At 61.2% G+C, this 16,877-nt stretch carries 18 protein-coding genes; 10 read left to right on the top strand and 8 right to left on the bottom strand.

The window, feature by feature from the left end:
• Positions 1-100 precede the first annotated feature (100 nt).
• Complete coding sequence (locus tag CHB75_RS08815) at positions 101-2,122, top strand: M3 family metallopeptidase (RefSeq protein WP_089270167.1); 2,022 nt, start codon at positions 101-103, stop codon at positions 2,120-2,122.
• 61 nt (positions 2,123-2,183) lie between these two features.
• On the opposite strand, the gene CHB75_RS08810 is transcribed toward CHB75_RS08815, so the two are convergent.
• Complete coding sequence (locus tag CHB75_RS08810; protein WP_089270166.1) at positions 2,184-3,167, bottom strand: TraB/GumN family protein; 984 nt, start codon at positions 3,165-3,167, stop codon at positions 2,184-2,186.
• A gap of 77 nt (positions 3,168-3,244) precedes the next feature.
• Here CHB75_RS08810 and CHB75_RS08805 point away from each other — a divergent pair, with 77 nt between their 5' ends.
• The 6 genes from CHB75_RS08805 (at position 3,245) to CHB75_RS08775 (ending at position 9,280) form a co-directional block, all read left to right on the top strand.
• On the top strand, positions 3,245-3,913 hold the full coding sequence (locus tag CHB75_RS08805; protein WP_089270165.1) for a DUF2161 domain-containing phosphodiesterase: 669 nt from the start codon (positions 3,245-3,247) through the stop codon (positions 3,911-3,913).
• Between the two features lie 312 nt (positions 3,914-4,225).
• Complete coding sequence (locus CHB75_RS08800; RefSeq protein WP_089270164.1) at positions 4,226-4,537, top strand: co-chaperone GroES; 312 nt, start codon at positions 4,226-4,228, stop codon at positions 4,535-4,537.
• 48 nt (positions 4,538-4,585) lie between these two features.
• Complete coding sequence (gene groL / locus CHB75_RS08795) at positions 4,586-6,229, top strand: chaperonin GroEL (protein WP_089270163.1); 1,644 nt, start codon at positions 4,586-4,588, stop codon at positions 6,227-6,229.
• A gap of 226 nt (positions 6,230-6,455) precedes the next feature.
• Positions 6,456-7,307, top strand: coding sequence for a DMT family transporter (locus CHB75_RS08785; protein WP_089270161.1), 852 nt, complete (start codon positions 6,456-6,458; stop codon positions 7,305-7,307).
• A 61-nt stretch (positions 7,308-7,368) separates the two neighbouring features.
• Entirely contained in the window at positions 7,369-8,145 is a 777-nt protein-coding gene (locus CHB75_RS08780; RefSeq protein ID WP_089270160.1) for an alpha/beta fold hydrolase, read from the top strand.
• On the top strand, positions 8,135-9,280 hold the full coding sequence (locus tag CHB75_RS08775; RefSeq protein ID WP_089270159.1) for an alpha-D-ribose 1-methylphosphonate 5-triphosphate diphosphatase: 1,146 nt from the start codon (positions 8,135-8,137) through the stop codon (positions 9,278-9,280). Before CHB75_RS08780 ends, CHB75_RS08775 begins: the two co-directional genes overlap by 11 nt.
• A gap of 39 nt (positions 9,281-9,319) precedes the next feature.
• On the opposite strand, the gene CHB75_RS08770 is transcribed toward CHB75_RS08775, so the two are convergent.
• From CHB75_RS08770 to CHB75_RS08760, 3 genes are all read right to left on the bottom strand, one after another.
• Positions 9,320-10,390, bottom strand: a complete 1,071-nt coding sequence (locus CHB75_RS08770; protein ID WP_089270158.1) for a 5-(carboxyamino)imidazole ribonucleotide synthase — start codon at positions 10,388-10,390, stop codon at positions 9,320-9,322.
• A gap of 51 nt (positions 10,391-10,441) precedes the next feature.
• Positions 10,442-10,945 (bottom strand): 5-(carboxyamino)imidazole ribonucleotide mutase, encoded by a 504-nt coding sequence (purE, locus tag CHB75_RS08765; RefSeq protein WP_089270157.1) that lies wholly within the window; start codon positions 10,943-10,945, stop codon positions 10,442-10,444.
• Between the two features lie 237 nt (positions 10,946-11,182).
• Positions 11,183-11,407 (bottom strand): YdcH family protein, encoded by a 225-nt coding sequence (locus CHB75_RS08760; protein ID WP_089270156.1) that lies wholly within the window; start codon positions 11,405-11,407, stop codon positions 11,183-11,185.
• Between the two features lie 158 nt (positions 11,408-11,565).
• Here CHB75_RS08760 and CHB75_RS08755 point away from each other — a divergent pair, with 158 nt between their 5' ends.
• Together CHB75_RS08755 and CHB75_RS08750 are read left to right on the top strand one after the other, a co-directional pair.
• Complete coding sequence (locus CHB75_RS08755) at positions 11,566-11,979, top strand: Hsp20 family protein (RefSeq protein WP_089270155.1); 414 nt, start codon at positions 11,566-11,568, stop codon at positions 11,977-11,979.
• A gap of 4 nt (positions 11,980-11,983) precedes the next feature.
• Entirely contained in the window at positions 11,984-12,211 is a 228-nt protein-coding gene (locus tag CHB75_RS08750) for a DUF1150 family protein (RefSeq protein ID WP_089270154.1), read from the top strand.
• 74 nt (positions 12,212-12,285) lie between these two features.
• Here CHB75_RS08750 and trxB read toward each other — a convergent pair whose 3' ends face one another.
• Entirely contained in the window at positions 12,286-13,275 is a 990-nt protein-coding gene (trxB, locus tag CHB75_RS08745; protein ID WP_089270153.1) for a thioredoxin-disulfide reductase, read from the bottom strand.
• A gap of 205 nt (positions 13,276-13,480) precedes the next feature.
• Here trxB and CHB75_RS08740 point away from each other — a divergent pair, with 205 nt between their 5' ends.
• Complete coding sequence (locus CHB75_RS08740) at positions 13,481-13,981, top strand: Lrp/AsnC family transcriptional regulator (protein WP_089270242.1); 501 nt, start codon at positions 13,481-13,483, stop codon at positions 13,979-13,981.
• A 13-nt stretch (positions 13,982-13,994) separates the two neighbouring features.
• On the opposite strand, the gene pgeF is transcribed toward CHB75_RS08740, so the two are convergent.
• Genes pgeF through lgt form a run of 3 tightly spaced genes read right to left on the bottom strand, consistent with a single transcriptional unit; the run spans position 13,995 to position 16,691 of the window.
• Positions 13,995-14,747, bottom strand: a complete 753-nt coding sequence (gene pgeF / locus CHB75_RS08735) for a peptidoglycan editing factor PgeF (protein ID WP_089270152.1) — start codon at positions 14,745-14,747, stop codon at positions 13,995-13,997.
• Positions 14,737-15,807 (bottom strand): class I SAM-dependent methyltransferase, encoded by a 1,071-nt coding sequence (locus tag CHB75_RS08730; protein ID WP_089270151.1) that lies wholly within the window; start codon positions 15,805-15,807, stop codon positions 14,737-14,739. The genes pgeF and CHB75_RS08730 overlap by 11 nt, the downstream gene beginning before the upstream one ends.
• The gene (gene lgt / locus CHB75_RS08725; protein ID WP_089270150.1) at positions 15,804-16,691 is read right to left on the bottom strand and encodes a prolipoprotein diacylglyceryl transferase; all 888 of its coding nucleotides are present in this window, start codon (positions 16,689-16,691) and stop codon (positions 15,804-15,806) included. The genes CHB75_RS08730 and lgt overlap by 4 nt, the downstream gene beginning before the upstream one ends.
• Positions 16,692-16,877 lie beyond the last annotated feature (186 nt).

Here is a 16,877-nt window from a genome sequence, read left to right as displayed (position 1 = left end):
CCTCCGGAGGGAGAATTTTGCGCAGATGAAGGCATGTGGCGTGCCTGAATATTGTAAGGCCGCCGCCGGAGGCATAGCTATGGGGCAAAGGAGAGCTTTCATGACAAATCCATTGCTTGCCGATTGGGACACGCCGTTTGGTCTGGCGCCGTTCGATGCCATTTCCGATGACGACTTCGCGCCGGCGTTCGAAATTGCGCTGGCCGACCATATGGCCGAGATCGAAGCCATCGCTGATAACCCCGAGTCGGCAACCTTCGCCAATACGGTAGAGGCGATGGAGGGCGCAGGTGAGGCGCTCAACAAGGTATTGTCGGTGTTTTTCTCGATCGCCGGTGCGGACAGCAATGCGGCGCGGCAAGATCTGCAGAGACAGTTTTCGCCAAAGCTTTCGGCGCATTCGTCGGCGATCTACAACAATGCAGCCCTGTTCGCGCGGGTGCGGGATTTGTGGCAACGGCGCGATGCGCTGGGTCTTTCGGACGAAGAGGCGCGGGTGCTTATGCTGACCCATCGCGGCTTTGTTCGGGCCGGCGCGGCGCTGAGCGGGGATGAAGCCAAACGGATGACCGAGGTCAATTCGCGGCTGGCGGTTCTGGGCACGCAATTCACGCAGAACCTGCTGGCGGATGAGGCGGGCTGGCATATGGTTCTGTCCGAAGATGATCTGGAGGGGCTGCCGGAATTCGTGCGTGCCTCGGCCCGGGCAGCAGGCGAGGATCTGGGCAAGGATGGCCCTGTGATCACGCTGTCACGCTCTCTCATCGTGCCATTCCTGCAGTTCTCAAACCGCCGCGATCTGCGTGAACGGGCCTGGCGGGCCTGGGTGGCACGGGGTGAATCGGGGGGTGAGACGGACAATACCGGGATCGCTGCCGAGGTCCTTTCGCTGCGCGAAGAGCGTGCAGCGCTGCTCGGATATCGCTCCTTTGCCGAGTACAAGCTTGAGACCGAGATGGCCGGCAGCCCTGACAAGGTGCGCGATCTGCTGATGCAGGTCTGGACACCGGCCCGGGCGCAGGCGCTGGCGGATTCCGCAGTGATGGAAACCATGATGCAGAAGGACGGCGTGAACGGACCGCTGCAGGCATGGGATTGGCGTTACTACGCTGAAAAGCGCCGGAAGGCGGAGCATGATCTGGATGAAGCCGAGCTGAAGCCGTACCTGCAACTTGATCGGATGATCGAGGCGGCGTTTACCTGCGCGACGCGGCTGTTCGGGCTAGAGTTCCGCCCGCTGGACGCAGCTCTTTATCACCCCGACTGCCGCGCCTGGGAAGTGCTGCGCAAGGGGGAACATCTGGCTGTGTTCATCGGCGACTATTTCGCGCGGTCGTCCAAACGTTCGGGGGCATGGTGTTCGGCCATGCGGTCACAGGCCAAGCGGCCCGAGGTCAAGACGCCGATCGTGATCAACGTGTGCAATTTTGCCAAGCCGTCCAAGGGCAAGCCCGCACTGCTGTCCTATGATGATGCGCGGACCCTGTTTCATGAATTCGGTCATGCGCTGCACCAGATGCTGTCGAATGTGGATTTCGGATCAGTCTCGGGGACCTCGGTTGCGCGGGACTTTGTCGAACTGCCAAGCCAGCTTTACGAGCACTGGCTGGAAGTGCCTGAGGTGCTTGAGGAGTTCGCCACCCACGCCGAGACCGGAGAGGCCATGCCACGCGCCTTGCTGGATAAGGTGCTGAAGGCCGCAAACTTCGATATGGGCTTTTCGACAGTGGAATATATCGCTTCGGCGCTGGTGGATCTGGAATTCCATGACGGTGCAGCCCCTGCTGACCCGATGAAAAAGCAGGCCGAAGTGCTGGAAGGCATCGGGATGCCCTCGGCGATCACGATGCGCCACGCGACGCCGCACTTTGCCCATGTGTTCGCCGGGGACGGCTATTCCAGCGGCTACTACAGCTACATGTGGTCAGAGGTGATGGATGCCGACGCATTTGCCGCCTTTGAGGAAGCCGGGTCGGCGTTCGACCCCAAGATGGCAGCGCGGTTGGAGGAGTTCATCCTTTCGGCGGGCGGCTCGCAGGATGCAGAGGCGCTTTACACTCAATTCCGCGGGCGGATGCCGGGAGTCGATGCGTTGCTCCGCGGGCGCGGGCTGGCGGCCTGAGATTGAGAATGGGGTCAGGGGGATCAGCCTCTGGCCCCATGTCGGCCCCTGTCGCACCGGCTCAGAACGGCTCGCGGGTCAAAGTGAAACCTTCTGCAGCAAGCAGGTTGAGCAAGCCAACTTTACCTTGAAGATGGGCGGCGCCAACGGCCACGACGATGGGGCTATCATTCGCAGCGTCAAGGATCACGGGCATCCAGGCACGGTTACGGCTGTCCAAAAGGTCGGACTGCATCTGGGCGAACATCGCATCACTTTCGGCGGGGTCGAGCGGGGACAGACGGCGCGACAGGAGGCGAGACACTTCCCAGCTTTCGGTCACGGCCTCGTCGAAATAGCCAGCCAGAAGCGTAGCGAAAAGATCCTCGTTGGTGTCAGGCGCGGTCAGCGTCGCTTCCATCATCACGATCTGTTCGTCGAGCGGGGCATCGCGGAACAGGTCGAGCACGGTGTTATGGTCTTCCAGCGACTCCATCCGCACGCCGACCGCCTGCGCCATGTCCATGATCCGTCCGTCCAGCCCCTGCGCCTGCTCCAGCCCTGCGGTGGCGCAGGGCGGGATCGAAAGCAGCATCGACAGATACCAGGGCTGGAACTTGGCAGCCATGACAGCGGGTATGCCGTGGGCTCTGGCCGCCGCGGCGAGGGTCTGCCAGGAGTCTTCGTCCATCAGTTCCGGCAGGGTCGTGTCCGACAGCAGCAATATTTCGGGATCAGAAGATAGCTCTGCGGTCATCTCGGCCTGTTCGGCTGCGGACATTTCCAGCAGGACCACACTTGCATTTTCGATCAGCGACCTGATTCGTCCGGCGGGTGCGTCAAGGCGTGGGTCGTCCAGATGCACAGTCCCGATCAGGTCGATCACCTGATCACCGCGCACCGCGCGCCAGTGGTTGCCGACCGGATAGGGCGTCGCGGATACGATGGCCCTCAGCTCGGTTCTTTCCTGCTCCGAAAGGTCCTGGCGCAGGTCCTTGCCCGCGCATTGCGCCGAGGCGGCTCCGGCAAGTCCAAGGCAAAGCAGCAGGGGGGCGAGCAGGCGCATGATCAATCTCCGGAGTTGTGCATCTTACCTAGGGAATGGCCTTGTCAGCGACAAGCAGGGGAGTGAGGATAGGTGCCATGAAGCGCGAAAGTGATCTCTATGCTCCGGTCAAGACGCTGCTGCAGCGCCAAGGCTATGAGGTCAAGGGAGAGGTCGGCAAGGCCGATCTGGTGGCGCGGCGTGGGGACGAGGATCCGGTGATCGTCGAGCTGAAGCTGCGTATCACGCTGACATTGTTCCATCAGGCGGTGGCGAGACTGACGATGAGCGATCTGGTTTATATCGCCGTGCCCCGGCCGGAAGGCGCGCAGGCGAAACGGGCGTTAAAGGACAATACGGCTCTGTGCCGTCGGTTGGGGCTGGGGTTCATTACCGTGCGCGGCGATGGTGTGACCGAGGTGCTGTGCGACCCCGGCGGCCCGATGCCCAGACGAAGCCCGAAAGCGCGTGCGCGACTGCTCAGGGAATTTGACCGGTTGCGGGGCGACCCCAACGAAGGCGGGGCGACACGCTACGGCATTGTCACGGGCTACCGGCAGGACGCTTTGAACTGTGCGGCGCATCTGGCCGAACATGGCCCCAGCAAGGGGGCTGTGGTGGCCAAGGCCGTCGGGGTGAAGGTCGCGACCCGGATCATGGCAGAGAATCACTATGGATGGTTCACGAGGGTCGAAAAGGGAATCTATGCGCTGACCGATGCGGGGCGGGGGGGTCTGGTGCACTGGGCAGACTCCTGGGAGGCGTGATTCACTTCGTATCGCCGGGCGCTGCCACCGTCTCGGCAGGTCGCGACTCATACGGTTAATTTTGACCAGACAAAGACCGTGCGTTTCTCAGAGTAGGGAATTCCTGCATGAGAGCGTGGATCATGTGCCTATACCCCCCTTTGTCGTTGTGCATTTCAAGGCTTTGCCACGCAAATATTTGCAAACTCCCGTGTTGACAGGTCCCCCTCTGCTCCATACCTATGCGCCGTTAGCACTCGACTGACGTGAGTGCTAACGGCCTGCCCGAGGACGGGGGGCCATTAGGAAACTTTGAGCTAAGGAGACTCGAAGATGACATTTAAACCGCTCCACGACCGTGTGCTGGTTCGTCGTATCGAAGGTGAAGACAAGACTAAGGGTGGTCTGATCATCCCCGACAGCGCAAAAGAAAAGCCCGCCGAGGGTATCGTCGTTGCATGTGGCGAAGGCGCCCGCAAGGACTCTGGCGAACTGATCGAAATGGCAGTTTCGGCTGGCGACAAGATCCTGTTCGGCAAATGGTCGGGCACCGAAGTTACGGTCAACGGCGAAGAGCTGCTGATCATGAAAGAATCCGACATTCTCGGGATCATCCTGGACGACGCGGCTGCCAAGGCAGCCTGATCCGTTCCGTCCGCTGACCCCTTTCACTGATTAACAGGAGAAATCCACATGTCTGCTAAAGACGTAAAGTTTTCGACCGACGCCCGTTCGCGTATGCTCAAGGGTGTGAACATCCTTGCCGACGCGGTTAAGGTCACACTCGGCCCCAAAGGCCGCAACGTTGTTCTGGACAAGTCGTTCGGTTCCCCGCGCATCACCAAAGACGGTGTGTCTGTCGCCAAAGAGATCGAACTGGAAGACAAGTTCGAGAACATGGGCGCACAGATGGTGAAGGAAGTCGCTTCCCGCACCAATGACGAAGCTGGCGACGGCACCACCACCGCGACGGTTCTGGCCCAGGCCATCGTCAAGGAAGGCATGAAATCGGTTGCCGCCGGCATGAACCCGATGGACCTGAAGCGCGGCATCGACCTCGCGACGGCCAAAGTGGTTGCTGCGATCAAAGCCGCTGCTCGTCCCGTGAACGACTCTGCTGAAGTTGCTCAGGTCGGCACGATCTCTGCCAACGGCGAAAGCGAAATCGGTCGTCAGATCGCGGACGCGATGCAGAAAGTCGGCAACGAGGGTGTCATCACCGTCGAAGAGAACAAAGGCCTCGAGACCGAGACCGATGTCGTCGAAGGCATGCAGTTCGACCGCGGCTACCTGTCGCCCTATTTTGTCACCAACGCTGACAAGATGATTGCAGATCTCGAAGACTGCATGATCCTGCTGCACGAGAAGAAACTGTCGTCGCTCCAGCCGATGGTTCCGCTGCTCGAGTCGGTGATCCAGTCGCAGAAGCCGCTGCTGATCATTGCAGAAGATGTCGAAGGCGAAGCACTGGCGACCCTCGTGGTCAATAAGCTGCGTGGCGGCCTCAAGATCGCTGCCGTCAAGGCACCGGGCTTTGGCGACCGTCGCAAGGCAATGCTGCAGGACATCGCGATCCTGACCGGCGGCCAGGTGATTTCCGAGGATCTGGGCATGAAGCTCGAGAATGTCACGATGGACATGCTCGGTTCGGCCAAGAAAGTTACAATCACAAAAGACGAGACCACCGTCATTGACGGCGCGGGCGAGAAGGCCGAGATCGAGGCGCGCGTTGCCCAGATTCGTAACCAGATCGAAGAGACCACGTCGGACTACGACAAAGAGAAGCTGCAGGAGCGTGTTGCGAAACTCGCAGGCGGCGTCGCAGTCATCCGCGTTGGCGGCATGACCGAAACCGAAGTGAAAGAGCGTAAAGATCGCGTCGACGACGCACTGAACGCCACTCGCGCTGCTGTTCAGGAAGGTATCGTCGTTGGCGGCGGTGTTGCTCTGATCCAGGCTGCCAAGGTTCTGGTCGGGCTTGAGGGCGCGAACAGCGACCAGAACGCCGGTATCACGATCGTTCGCAAGGCGCTTGAAGCACCGCTGCGTCAGATCGCCGAGAACGCTGGTGTTGACGGTTCCGTAGTGGCTGGCAAGATCCGCGAAAGCAACGACCTGAAGTTCGGCTACAACGCTCAGACCGACGAATATGGCGACATGTTCAAGTTTGGCGTCATCGACCCGGCCAAGGTTGTCCGCACCGCGCTTGAGGACGCTGCCTCGATCGCTGGTCTGCTGATCACCACCGAAGCGATGGTTGCTGATCGTCCTGCCAAAGAAGGCCAGGGCGGCGGCGGCGGCATGCCCGACATGGGCGGCATGGGCGGCATGATGTAAATCACGCCATCCAGTGGGATGAATTGGGGTCGCCTTCGGGCGGCCCCTTTTTGTTGGTTGCGGCCCGTGTTGGATAAAACTGGTTTGACAGGTTTGCGGTGCGGGATGTCGGGCACAGGGCGCGGCGTGTTTTCCGCAGAAGAGCGCCCTTGCACAAAAGAGCCTGATTGCTTGAAATCTCCTCGGCAGGGCTTGCCATTGACGCCCTGCTGGCACAGCCTGCGCCATGCCTATTTTCCTCCTTACCGCTCTGACAATGCTGGCCTTTGCCGCGAATTCCGTTCTGAACCGGATGGCGCTGGTCGGGGGCGGAATCGATGCCGTCACCTTTGGCACTGTTCGGCTTCTGGCTGGGGCGGTGATGCTGGCCATTCTGGCGCTGGCCTTTCGCGGCGGGTTGCGGTTGGGCGGGCGGGGCCGCCTGATTTCAGTTCTGTCTCTTCTCGTTTATGTCTACGGTTTTTCAAGCGCTTATCTCGTGCTGGATACCGGTCTTGGCGCGCTGATACTCTTCGGGGTCGTGCAGATCACGATGTTCGCAGGGGCTGTTCTGGGTCGGGAAAAGCTGTCGATGCAGCGCACTATAGGGGCACTCACGGCCTTTGCCGGGTTGGTCTGGCTGCTCTGGCCCGGTGCGGGTGTTAGCGTCAGCCTGCTTCATGGCGCGCTGATGGCTGCTGCGGGTATCGGCTGGGGGCTTTATTCATTGGCTGGCCGGGGGGCGGGCGATCCACTTGCGTCCACGGCGGCGAACTTCATCATCGCGGCCCCCATCGGGCTTGCGCTGACGCTTCTGATGTCGACCGGTACCACACCGGTCGAGGCCGAAGCTCGCGGCCTGATCCTGGCGGTTCTCTCCGGGGCCGGAACTTCAGCCTTGGGGTATCTGCTATGGTACGGTGTCCTGCCAAAGCTGGATCGGACCGTGGCCGCAGTGGCGCAGCTGACGGTGCCGGTGATCGCGCTGATCGGCGGGCTGGTCTTTCTGGGCGAGGTGCCGACGCTGGGCTTTGTACTGGCTGCGGCGGTGGTGCTGGGCGGAGTCGCCCTGTCGGTGGTGCCACTGCGGGGCAGGTGACCTTTTACCGATGGCCGGTTCTCCCTTTCTCAGGATGAAAAAGCGGCGTATCTGACGGCACATGCGTTTGATCCTGTTCCTGATTTCCCTGCTGGTTGCCACACCGTTCCCGGGCCCTGTCCGGGCCGAACCAGGGGATTGCGTGATCCTGCTGCATGGGTTGGCGCGGACCGAATATTCCTTTGCCCTGATGGCGCGGGTGCTGACGGTGCGTGGATACAACACAGTTGTGCCGGGGTACGATTCGACATCGGCGCGAATCCAGACACTGGTTGACGAAACCCTGCCCGAGGCTCTGGCGCAGTGCGGCGCAAGGCGGGTGCACTTTGTCACCCATTCCATGGGCGGGATTCTGTTGCGGGTCTGGCTGCGGGATCACCACCCGGCGCAGATGGGGCGGGTCGTCATGCTCGCGCCACCCAACCAAGGCAGCGAACTGGTCGACGAGTTGGGCGGGCTGGAGTTGTTCGACTGGCTGAATGGCCCGGCGGGCCAGCAGCTGGGCACCGGGCCTGATGATCTGCCCGCACAGCTGCCACCGGTTGATTTCGAACTGGGTGTCGTGTCGGGAACACGCTCGCTCAACCCGCTGTTTTCTGAACTGATCCCAGGTCAGGATGACGGCAAGGTCTCGGTCGCATCGACCGAGGTCGCGGGCATGAAGGCACAGATCATCATGCCGGTGACTCATACCTTTATCATGCAGGCACCCAGCGTGATGGCGCAGGTGCTGGCGTTTCTTGAAACTGGCCAGTTCGATCCGGATCTGGACTGGACCAAGGTGTTTTCGGCACGCGAACTGGCGTGCCTTGTGGGGATATGCGGCGATGACGATTGAACTGACGCTTGATGGTGCACAGGTGCTGCGCCCGTCGGGCTGGGATGCGGGGCCGCTTGCGATCTCGGGCGGGCAAATCGTGGATAATTCTGTGGGTCGGCGGGTGGATCTATCGGGATATCTGGTCCTGCCGGGTATCGTCGATGCGCATGGTGACGGGTTCGAACGTCACATGGCCCCTCGGCGCGGAGCGTTGCGGGAAGCATCGCACGGGGTTGTCGCCTGCGCTGCGGAACTTGCGGCGAACGGCATCACCACGGGCGTTCTGGCGCAGTTCTTCAGTTGGGAAGGCGGCATGCGCGGCCCGGACTTTGCCGAACATGTCTTTGCCAGCGTCATTGACGTCGCGCCAAGCCTGCCAGTGGATCTGCGCCTTCAACTGCGTCTCGAAACCCATTTGCTGGACGACTACGCCCGCGCCGAGGCGGCCATAAAACGTTTCGGCATCACCTATGTGGTTTTCAATGACCATCTGCCGCATGATCGCCTGTCCGAAGGGCGCATGCCCCCTAGACTGACCGGTCAGGCGCTAAAAGGCGGACGTAACCCCGAGGATCATTTCCGGATGCTTCTTGACCTTGAGGCGCGAACAGCCGAGGTGCCCGAGGCAACCACGACGTTGGCGGAGCGGCTTGCGGCGAGTGGCGTGCGTTTGGGATCACATGACGATCATGACGCCGGGGTAAGGCAGGTCTGGCGGTCGCGGGGGGCATTGGTGTCGGAATTTCCCGAAACCCTGTCCGCCGCCGCCGAGGCACATGGCGCGGGCGAACCCGTTGTGCTGGGCGCGCCCAATCTGGTGCGCGGGGCCAGCCACAAGGGCAATGTTTCGGCACTGGAACTAGTGCAGGCGGGTTGCATCGATGCGCTGGCATCCGACTATCATTATCCTTCGCCCGCACGGGCGGCTTGGCGTCTGGTCGAACTGGGGGTTTGCGACGCGGCAACAGCCTGGTCGCTGGTGTCTGCAGGGCCGGCCCGGGTGCTGGGCCTCACCGACCGTGGGCAACTGGAGTCCGGGCAGCGGGCGGACATCGTGGTCATGGACCCCGAGACGCACCGCGTCGTGGCAACGCTTGCCGCAGGGCAGGTGGCCTATCTTTCGGGCAATGTTGCGGCACGCTTTCTGGCGTAGCTGCCTGACCCGCCCCTCTACATGCGTCCTTGCCCGGTTTCAGCCCGGGAGGACGTGATTGACATGGCCCATCTTACGGCCCGGTTTCACGTCGGTTTTGCCGTAAAGGTGCAGGGCGGCATGGGGGGCTTTGGCCAGTTCGGGCAGACGGTCAAGATCATCGCCGATCAGGTTTTCCATACGAACGTCCGAATGGCGCCCGCCATCGCCCAGCGGCCATCCGGTGATGGCGCGGATATGCTGTTCAAACTGGTCCACGGCGCAGCCATTTTGGGTCCAGTGGCCAGAATTGTGCACACGCGGCGCGATCTCGTTCACGATCAGCCCCTTGGGTGTGACGAACAATTCGACCCCCAGCACGCCGACATAGTCGAGCGCGTTCAGGATCCGCGCGGCGATCAGCACCGCGTCTGATCGTTGCGACGGGCTTAGCCGTGCCGGCACGGTGGTTGTGCGCAGGATGCCATCGCGGTGCACATTTTCGCCCGGATCGAAACAGGCCACCGACCCGTCAAGCCCGCGTGCGGCTATGACGGACACTTCGTGGCTGAAGTCGATGAACCCTTCCAGGATCAGCGCGCTGCCCTGCAGATCGGCCCAGGCTGCGGCGCTGTCGGCAGGAGACATGATACGCGCCTGCCCCTTGCCGTCATAGCCAAAGCGCCGGGTCTTCAGGATCGCCGGGGTTCCGATTTCTGCCAGGGCGGATTCGAGCGCAGATTCGTCCGGCACATCTGCAAAGGGTGCGGTCGTCAGGGATAGTCCTTGCAGGAAAGCCTTTTCGGTCAGCCGGTCTTGGCTGATCCGCAGCGCCTCGCGCCCCGGATGGATCGGGCGCACACCCTCAAGCAGGTCCAGCGCCTCTGTCGGGATATTCTCAAATTCATAGGTGATGACGTCCACCGCTCCGGCAAAGGCCCGCAATGCCGCATGGTCGTCGTAAGGTGCAGTCGTCACGGCATGGGCCACGTCGCCCGCCGGGGGCAGGGTGCCGGGTTCGAAAATGTGGCTGCGATACCCAAGGCGCGCGGCGGCGACCGAAAGCATGCGGCCCAGCTGGCCGCCGCCGATGATGCCAATGGTAGAGCCGGAGGGGAGGGGCGTGGTCATGTCAGTCTCGATCCAGTTGCAGTCCAGGGGTCGATAAGCTGCGCAAAGGCGTCAGGATACCGCGTTACGATCCGGTTCTTCGGGGATCGATGCCGAAAGATCGGCGCGCCATTGGTCCAGGCGGTCGGCCAGTGCAGGGTCTTGCAGTGCGAGGATTCCGGCCGCCATCAGGCCTGCGTTCGCGGCCCCGGCAGCGCCGATCGCCATGGTGGCAACTGGAAAGCCACGCGGCATCTGCAGTATCGAATAAAGGCTGTCGACCCCAGACAGGGCGCGGGTCTGCACCGGAACGCCGATCACGGGCACGCGTGTCTTGGACGCCATCATGCCCGGCAGGTGTGCGGCACCGCCGGCCCCGGCAATGATCACCTGCAATCCGCGCTCGACAGCCGTCTTGCCATAGGTCCACAACCGGTCCGGCGTGCGGTGGGCTGAGACGATCCTGACCTCATGCGCGACGCCAAGGGCGTCCAGCATGTCTGCCGCCTCTTTCATCGTGGGCCAGTCGGACTGGCTCCCCATGATGATGCCGACCTTGACTCCAACTTGTGTCATTCACGTCCCCCGGTGATGCGAAAGCGCACTATATGCATTTGAACGTCAGGGGCAATATTGGCAAGCCGACAACCCCCAGGATGCCGCGCCGCCTTGCGTTTTTGAAAATGCTAAGACGCATGTGAACAGAAAGCCGCCCTCAGGCACTGTTCTGAACAACCACCGCGCCTCTTCTCTTTCCAGATACGCAGATTCAAAGATCTCACCACAGATGCGGTGAGGCAGGGAGCTGTCAGATCAGGCGGTGATGTCGGGCAAAAGCCGGTCCTCTATCAGCGCGATCTTGTCCTTGAGGTACAGTTTTTTCTTTTTCAGCCGCTGCAGCGTCAGCTGATCGGCGGTGCCCCTGTCCTGCAAGGCGCGGATGGCGTCGTCGAGATCACGGTGTTCGCGGCGGAACACCTCAAGCTCGACCCGCAGCACATCGTCGGTTTTCATCGAGATTTCGCCGGGTGCATTCATGGCAGGTCTGGTTCCTTGGTCTGACTGAGATCCAGAATAGCGAATCGCGGCAGCGGCGCAAAGCCCTTGCTTTGCCGCGACGCAATTCCCATATTTGGGTGGCAGGGTTGCCATAATGGGACCCTGGCAGACTGTCGCTTGTGCAAAAGGACGTGTCGATGACCAAAATGTCTTTGGGGTCACATCCCCATATGCTGGGTTTTGAGCAGCTGGAACGCCTGCTGGAGCGTACTGCCAAGACCGGCAACGAAGGGTATCCGCCTTTCAATATCGAACAGACGGCCCAGGATGCCTACCGCATAACGCTTGCGGTGGCCGGGTTTTCCGAAGGCGATCTGGCAATCACGGTCGAAGACCGGCAACTGGTGATCCGCGGCCGCAGCCGCGAGGACGCGCCGGAACGGATTTTCTTGCATCGCGGTATCGCAGCGCGGCAATTTCAGCGGTCCTTTGTCTTGGCGGATGGTGTGGAAGTCGGCGAGGCGATCATGGAAAACGGATTGCTGCATGTAGATCTCACCCTGTCTCGTCCCGAGACAGTTGTGCAGACAATACAGATCAGAAAGGGGTAAGGTGATGAATACAAAATATGTTTTTGATGGGCAGGACGAGGATCGTCTGGTCTATGTCCGTCCCGTTCTGTTCGCCGATCTGCCTGAAGACGTCCAGGAACAGATTGAAGATCAGGATATCCTCTATGCCGTGCACCGCGCGGACGGAGAGCGGCTGGCGCTGGTAACTGACCGCAGCATGGCGTTTTCTCTGGCCCGCCAGAACGATCTGGCACCGGTCACCGTTCACTGATCGTGCCAATATCGTGAATTTGGAAAGGGCTGCCCGCTGGGGCAGCCTTTTTTGTGGGCGATATGTCTGAAGTATCAGGCCGTTTCGTTGATCGGTGATATCGTTTCGTCCTTGCCGGACCCGATATCCTGCTCGGCCAGCCAGCGTTCGGCTTCTAGTGCAGCCATGCAGCCCATCCCGGCAGAGGTTACTGCTTGCCGGTATTTGTGGTCCGTCAGGTCCCCGGCCGCAAAGATGCCTGGGATCGAGGTGGCGGTGCTGTCCGGCTTGGTCAGAACATAGCCGCCCATATGGGTTTCCAGCTTGTCCTTCACCAATTCGTTTGCCGGGGCATGACCGATGGCAACAAAAACGCCCTTGGCAGGGATTTCTGTGATCTCGCCGGTTTCGACATGCCGTGCGCGCACGCCTTCGACACCCAAGGGGGATTCGGCACCAATGACCTCGGCCAGTTCGTGGAACCAGAGCGTTTCGATCTTGGGGTTCTTGGCCAGACGGTCCTGCAGAATCATTTCCGCCCGCAGGGTGTCGCGACGGTGGATCAGTGTGACCTTGGAGGCAAAGTTGGTCAGGAAAAGCGCCTCTTCCACGGCGGTGTTGCCGCCGCCAATCACCACGATTTCTTGTCCACGATAGAAAAATCCGTCGCAGGTGGCGCAGGCCGAGACGCCGAAGCCCTTGAATTTCTCTTCTGAAGGCAGGCCCAACCATTTCGCCCGCGCGCCTGTGGCAAGGATCACCGCGTCAGCAGTGTAGACCGTGCCGCTGTCGGACTGAGCCACAAACGGGCGGCTGTCCATGTCGAGCGAGGTGATGATATCGCCTATGATCTCGGTCCCCATGGCGCGCGCGTGCGCCTCCATGCGGATCATCAGGTCAGGGCCTTGAACCTCGGTATCGCCGGGCCAGTTTTCGACCTCGGTGGTTGTCGTCAGCTGGCCGCCCGGCTCGATCCCCTGGACAAGAAGCGGCGACAGCATGGCGCGGCTGGCATAGATTCCGGCGGTGTAGCCGGCTGGACCGGATCCGATGATCAGAACTTTGGTGTGGCGTGTTTCGGACATCTAGGGCCCCTTCGCGTGTGGTTGCGTATCTCGCTCAGTCTTTGCATATACGCGCAGGCAAGCGTCGGCGCAAATCAGTGACACGCTGCCGTGAACAGAAGTAGTGCCGCCTGCCGCCATGTTAAGAATCTTGCGCAATTGAGTTATATAATTGTGCATACGTGGGGTTGTGTGGTAACAAACGAAAAATTCAAGGGGTATGGGCGTGCCGGCACACAGGCTTGATCCGATCGACCGTAAAATTCTATCCGAACTTCAGGCTGATGGCCGAATGACCAACGTGGAGCTTGCGAAAAGGGTGGGCATTTCTGCGCCTCCCTGTCTGCGACGCGTGCGAACGCTCGAAGAGCAGGGCTTTATTCGCGGCTATCATGCAGAAGTCGACCCACGCGAACTGGGGTTCGAGGTGCAGGTCTTTGCCATGGTCGGTCTGCAAAGTCAGGCCGAGGCGGATCTGAGCGCCTTTGAGGACCGCTGCCGCGCCTGGCCGTTGGTGCGGGAGTGTCACATGCTCAACGGCGAGGTGGATTTCATCCTGAAATGTGTCGCCCCTGATCTGAGCACTTTCCAGAGCTTTCTGACCGGGCAATTGTTGACCGCGCAAAATGTGGGCAGCGTCAAGACAAGTCTGGTGATCCGCGGTGCCAAGGATGAGCCGGGCGTGCCCTTTGATATCCTTGAGGAACGCCTTAGTCGCTCTGCCTAAAAACCAGCGGCTGTCAAAGCCGGATGGTGGAAATCAGGCGGCCGTAGTCTGCCTCTTTATCATGGGTCGTTCGGCGATAGGAATAGAACCGCTCGGCATCTGAATAGGTGCAATGGCGGGTCCATTCCGCTGACACTCCGGCAAGACGCAGACGGTAAAGGCCAAAGGCCGGCAGGTCAAAATGCAGCCGGTCCCCTGCGCCATTGGCAAAGAACCGGGCATACTGAGGGTCTTCGATCATAAACGTTTCAAAGAATTCTGGTCCCACCTCATAGGCGCGCTGACTGATTGCGGGGCCGATCACCGCTGTAATGTCCTCCCGATTCGCGCCCAGTGCCTCCATCGCATCCACGGTCCGCTCCAGCACGCCGTCCAACGCGCCGCGCCAGCCTGCATGGGCGGCGCCGATCACGCCGTTTTTGGCATCGGCGAAAAGCACCGGCTGACAATCTGCGGTCAGCACCGACAGGGCAATGCCGGGCGTGGCGGTGACCATCCCATCGGCCTTCGGTTTGTCCTCCAGCGGGCCGGTCAATGTCACGACATCTGCCGAATGCACCTGATGCACCCCGACAAGGTGGTTGGCGGAGACCTGCAATGCCTCGGCAACACGGGCGCGATTGATCGCTACAATCTCGGTCTGGTCTGTCGAACCGGTCCCGCAGTTCAGTCCGGCGAATACGCCAGAGGATGCTCCGCCCTTGCGGGTGAAAAACCCGTGGCTCAGCGGCGAGAGGCTGTTGGCCGTGATGATTTCAAGCGCCATGCGCAAATCCTGGGGGTAGCGGTGCACCGTGGGGGAAGAATCCAAGCATCTTGAATACCGTCCCCATTTCGTCGGGGTGGGTCAACCGGCGATGTGCGTTGACGTGACTGTCGAGTGCATCTCCGTCCAGCCGCGCGGCCAGGGCACGGGCCCGTTCCGTGATGCCTAACCGTTCGAGAAACACACCCTGAGGGGTCAGAGGCGTGTGGGCACAGGGGGCCGCTTCGGCCAATGCTTCGAAATCCACATGGGCGGTCAGGTCAGCCTGACCCGGGTCCTGCAGTGGGTCGGTCGACTGATGCCGCCGGACCGCCTGAAACGTGTCACCCAAGGAGCGCCATCCACCATAATCGGCGATCAGGGCCAGACCACCATGCGTGGCAATGCGGCTCCCAAGGGCGGCGGCGATCGGCTTGGCAGGGGCGCAGGTTTCGATCAGATCACCGTCGCGCGTGTCATCCAGTCGCACTGTCAGGCGCGGGTCGGGCAGGGCGTCTGTCATCCCGAAGGCAAGCTCCCCCCCACGCAATCCAACGACCCGTTCGCGCCAGAGACCTCCGTCGCGCAGGAACTGGCGCACGGGAAGGGCATCGAAAAATTCGCTGGCCACTGCGAAAATCGGCGCATCATTGGGCAGGTCATCGACGCTGTCGTGCCATATTGGGGATGCGCCGCGCAGGCTTTCGGCCTGACGGGCGCGCAGGGTCGGTGAAGCCTCGACCAGATGCAGACGCGCGCCGGCATGGAAGCCTGGAACTCGCGCCGTCGCCCTCAGGATGTCGGCCATCAGCGTGCCGCGCCCGGGACCAAGTTCGGCCAAAGTGAAAACTGCGGGCGCCCCCTGATCCAGCCAGGTCTGCGCCAGTGCCAGACCGATAAGCTCACCGTACATCTGGCTAATCTCGGGGGCGGTGGTGAAATCGCCGGCCGTGCCGAAGGGATCCCGGGTGGTGTAATAGCCATGTTCAGGGTGCAACAGGCAGGCAGTCATGTACTGCGCAATGGTCAGCGGCCCCTGCGCGGCGATCTGCGCCGCAAGGATATCGCGCAACGCTGTCATTCCTTGCGCCGCGCCCACAAGATCAGCCCGACACCCAGCAGGATCATCGGCAGCGATAGAATCTGCCCCATGGTCAGGCCATATCCGCCGATATGCCATGCCAGCCCAAGGGAATTTCCGGGCGTGATGAACTGCGCGTCGGGCTGGCGAACGAATTCGACCAGAAATCTTGCCAGTCCATAACCAACCGCAAAAACACCGGTCAGCAATCCGGGCCGCTTCAACGCACCGCGACGGAAGGCGAGCCAGATCAGCAGCCCGCTCAACAGCAGCCCTTCGAGCGCGGCTTCATAAAGCTGCGAGGGATGCCTTGCGCAAAACTCGCCCAGTGCCTGCCCGCAGGACTGCGCCGCATTGCCCGGAAAAATCACGCCCCAGGGCAGGTCCGTGGGACGCCCCCAAAGCTCGGCATTCACGAAATTCGCCAGTCGGCCCAGCATCAGGCCCGGCGGCGTTGCAAGGGCCATCATATCCGCCATAGACAACAAAGGCAGAGTATGGCGCAGCCCATAGATCAGTGCTGCGAGCGTGACCCCGATCAGACCGCCGTGAAACGACATGCCCCCCTGCCAGATCTTCAGGATCTGGAGCGGATTGCTCAGGTAGAAGGCGGGTTCGTAAAACAGGGCGAATCCCAGTCGACCGCCCAGAATGACGCCCAGAATGATCCAGGTCAGCAGATCTTCTACCTGAACGGGCCCCATCGGTGGGGTCGACACAGGCCAGAGCGCGGGCCGCTTTACGGCCGTCACCGCCAGTCGCCAGGCGATCAGGATGCCCGCTATATAGGCCAGCGCATACCAACGCAGGGCGAACTCCATCCCGAAAACAGAGATGGAAAACAGTTCGGGCGAAAGGGGCGGAAAGGGGATGCCTGTGTTCATTTGCAGTTAATTGCCTCTGGCTATGTGGAGATGTCAACTGGCTGGGGGTCGCGAGCATCGCCTCTGGTCGAACAGGACGCTGATGGAAAGGTTAAAAACGGCGGTGCCCGACGCCTTTGGCTTGATCGCGGGTGGATTCATTGGGTGGCCGAAATCTCCTTAGGGGCCGCCCCCCTCTACCAGCCG

This window comes from Puniceibacterium sediminis (genome assembly GCF_900188035.1).
Lineage (GTDB): Bacteria > Pseudomonadota > Alphaproteobacteria > Rhodobacterales > Rhodobacteraceae > Puniceibacterium > Puniceibacterium sediminis.
Note: the sequence above shows the minus strand (reverse complement) of the source record. Positions and strands in the feature narration are given on the sequence as shown.

Coding starts and splice junctions, on each gene's coding strand:
- CHB75_RS08775 (WP_089270159.1), top strand. CDS start 8,135: ATGACGATTGAACTGACGCTTGATGGTGCACAGGTGCTGCGCCCGTCG.
- CHB75_RS08750 (WP_089270154.1), top strand. CDS start 11,984: ATGAATACAAAATATGTTTTTGATGGGCAGGACGAGGATCGTCTGGTC.
- CHB75_RS08800 (WP_089270164.1), top strand. CDS start 4,226: ATGACATTTAAACCGCTCCACGACCGTGTGCTGGTTCGTCGTATCGAA.
- CHB75_RS08760 (WP_089270156.1), bottom strand. CDS start 11,407: ATGAATGCACCCGGCGAAATCTCGATGAAAACCGACGATGTGCTGCGG.
- CHB75_RS08805 (WP_089270165.1), top strand. CDS start 3,245: ATGAAGCGCGAAAGTGATCTCTATGCTCCGGTCAAGACGCTGCTGCAG.
- CHB75_RS08785 (WP_089270161.1), top strand. CDS start 6,456: ATGCCTATTTTCCTCCTTACCGCTCTGACAATGCTGGCCTTTGCCGCG.
- CHB75_RS08815 (WP_089270167.1), top strand. CDS start 101: ATGACAAATCCATTGCTTGCCGATTGGGACACGCCGTTTGGTCTGGCG.
- groL (WP_089270163.1), top strand. CDS start 4,586: ATGTCTGCTAAAGACGTAAAGTTTTCGACCGACGCCCGTTCGCGTATG.
- CHB75_RS08730 (WP_089270151.1), bottom strand. CDS start 15,807: ATGACAGCGTTGCGCGATATCCTTGCGGCGCAGATCGCCGCGCAGGGG.
- trxB (WP_089270153.1), bottom strand. CDS start 13,275: ATGTCCGAAACACGCCACACCAAAGTTCTGATCATCGGATCCGGTCCA.
- lgt (WP_089270150.1), bottom strand. CDS start 16,691: ATGAACACAGGCATCCCCTTTCCGCCCCTTTCGCCCGAACTGTTTTCC.
- CHB75_RS08755 (WP_089270155.1), top strand. CDS start 11,566: ATGACCAAAATGTCTTTGGGGTCACATCCCCATATGCTGGGTTTTGAG.
- pgeF (WP_089270152.1), bottom strand. CDS start 14,747: ATGGCGCTTGAAATCATCACGGCCAACAGCCTCTCGCCGCTGAGCCAC.
- CHB75_RS08810 (WP_089270166.1), bottom strand. CDS start 3,167: ATGCGCCTGCTCGCCCCCCTGCTGCTTTGCCTTGGACTTGCCGGAGCC.
- CHB75_RS08780 (WP_089270160.1), top strand. CDS start 7,369: ATGCGTTTGATCCTGTTCCTGATTTCCCTGCTGGTTGCCACACCGTTC.
- CHB75_RS08770 (WP_089270158.1), bottom strand. CDS start 10,390: ATGACCACGCCCCTCCCCTCCGGCTCTACCATTGGCATCATCGGCGGC.
- purE (WP_089270157.1), bottom strand. CDS start 10,945: ATGACACAAGTTGGAGTCAAGGTCGGCATCATCATGGGGAGCCAGTCC.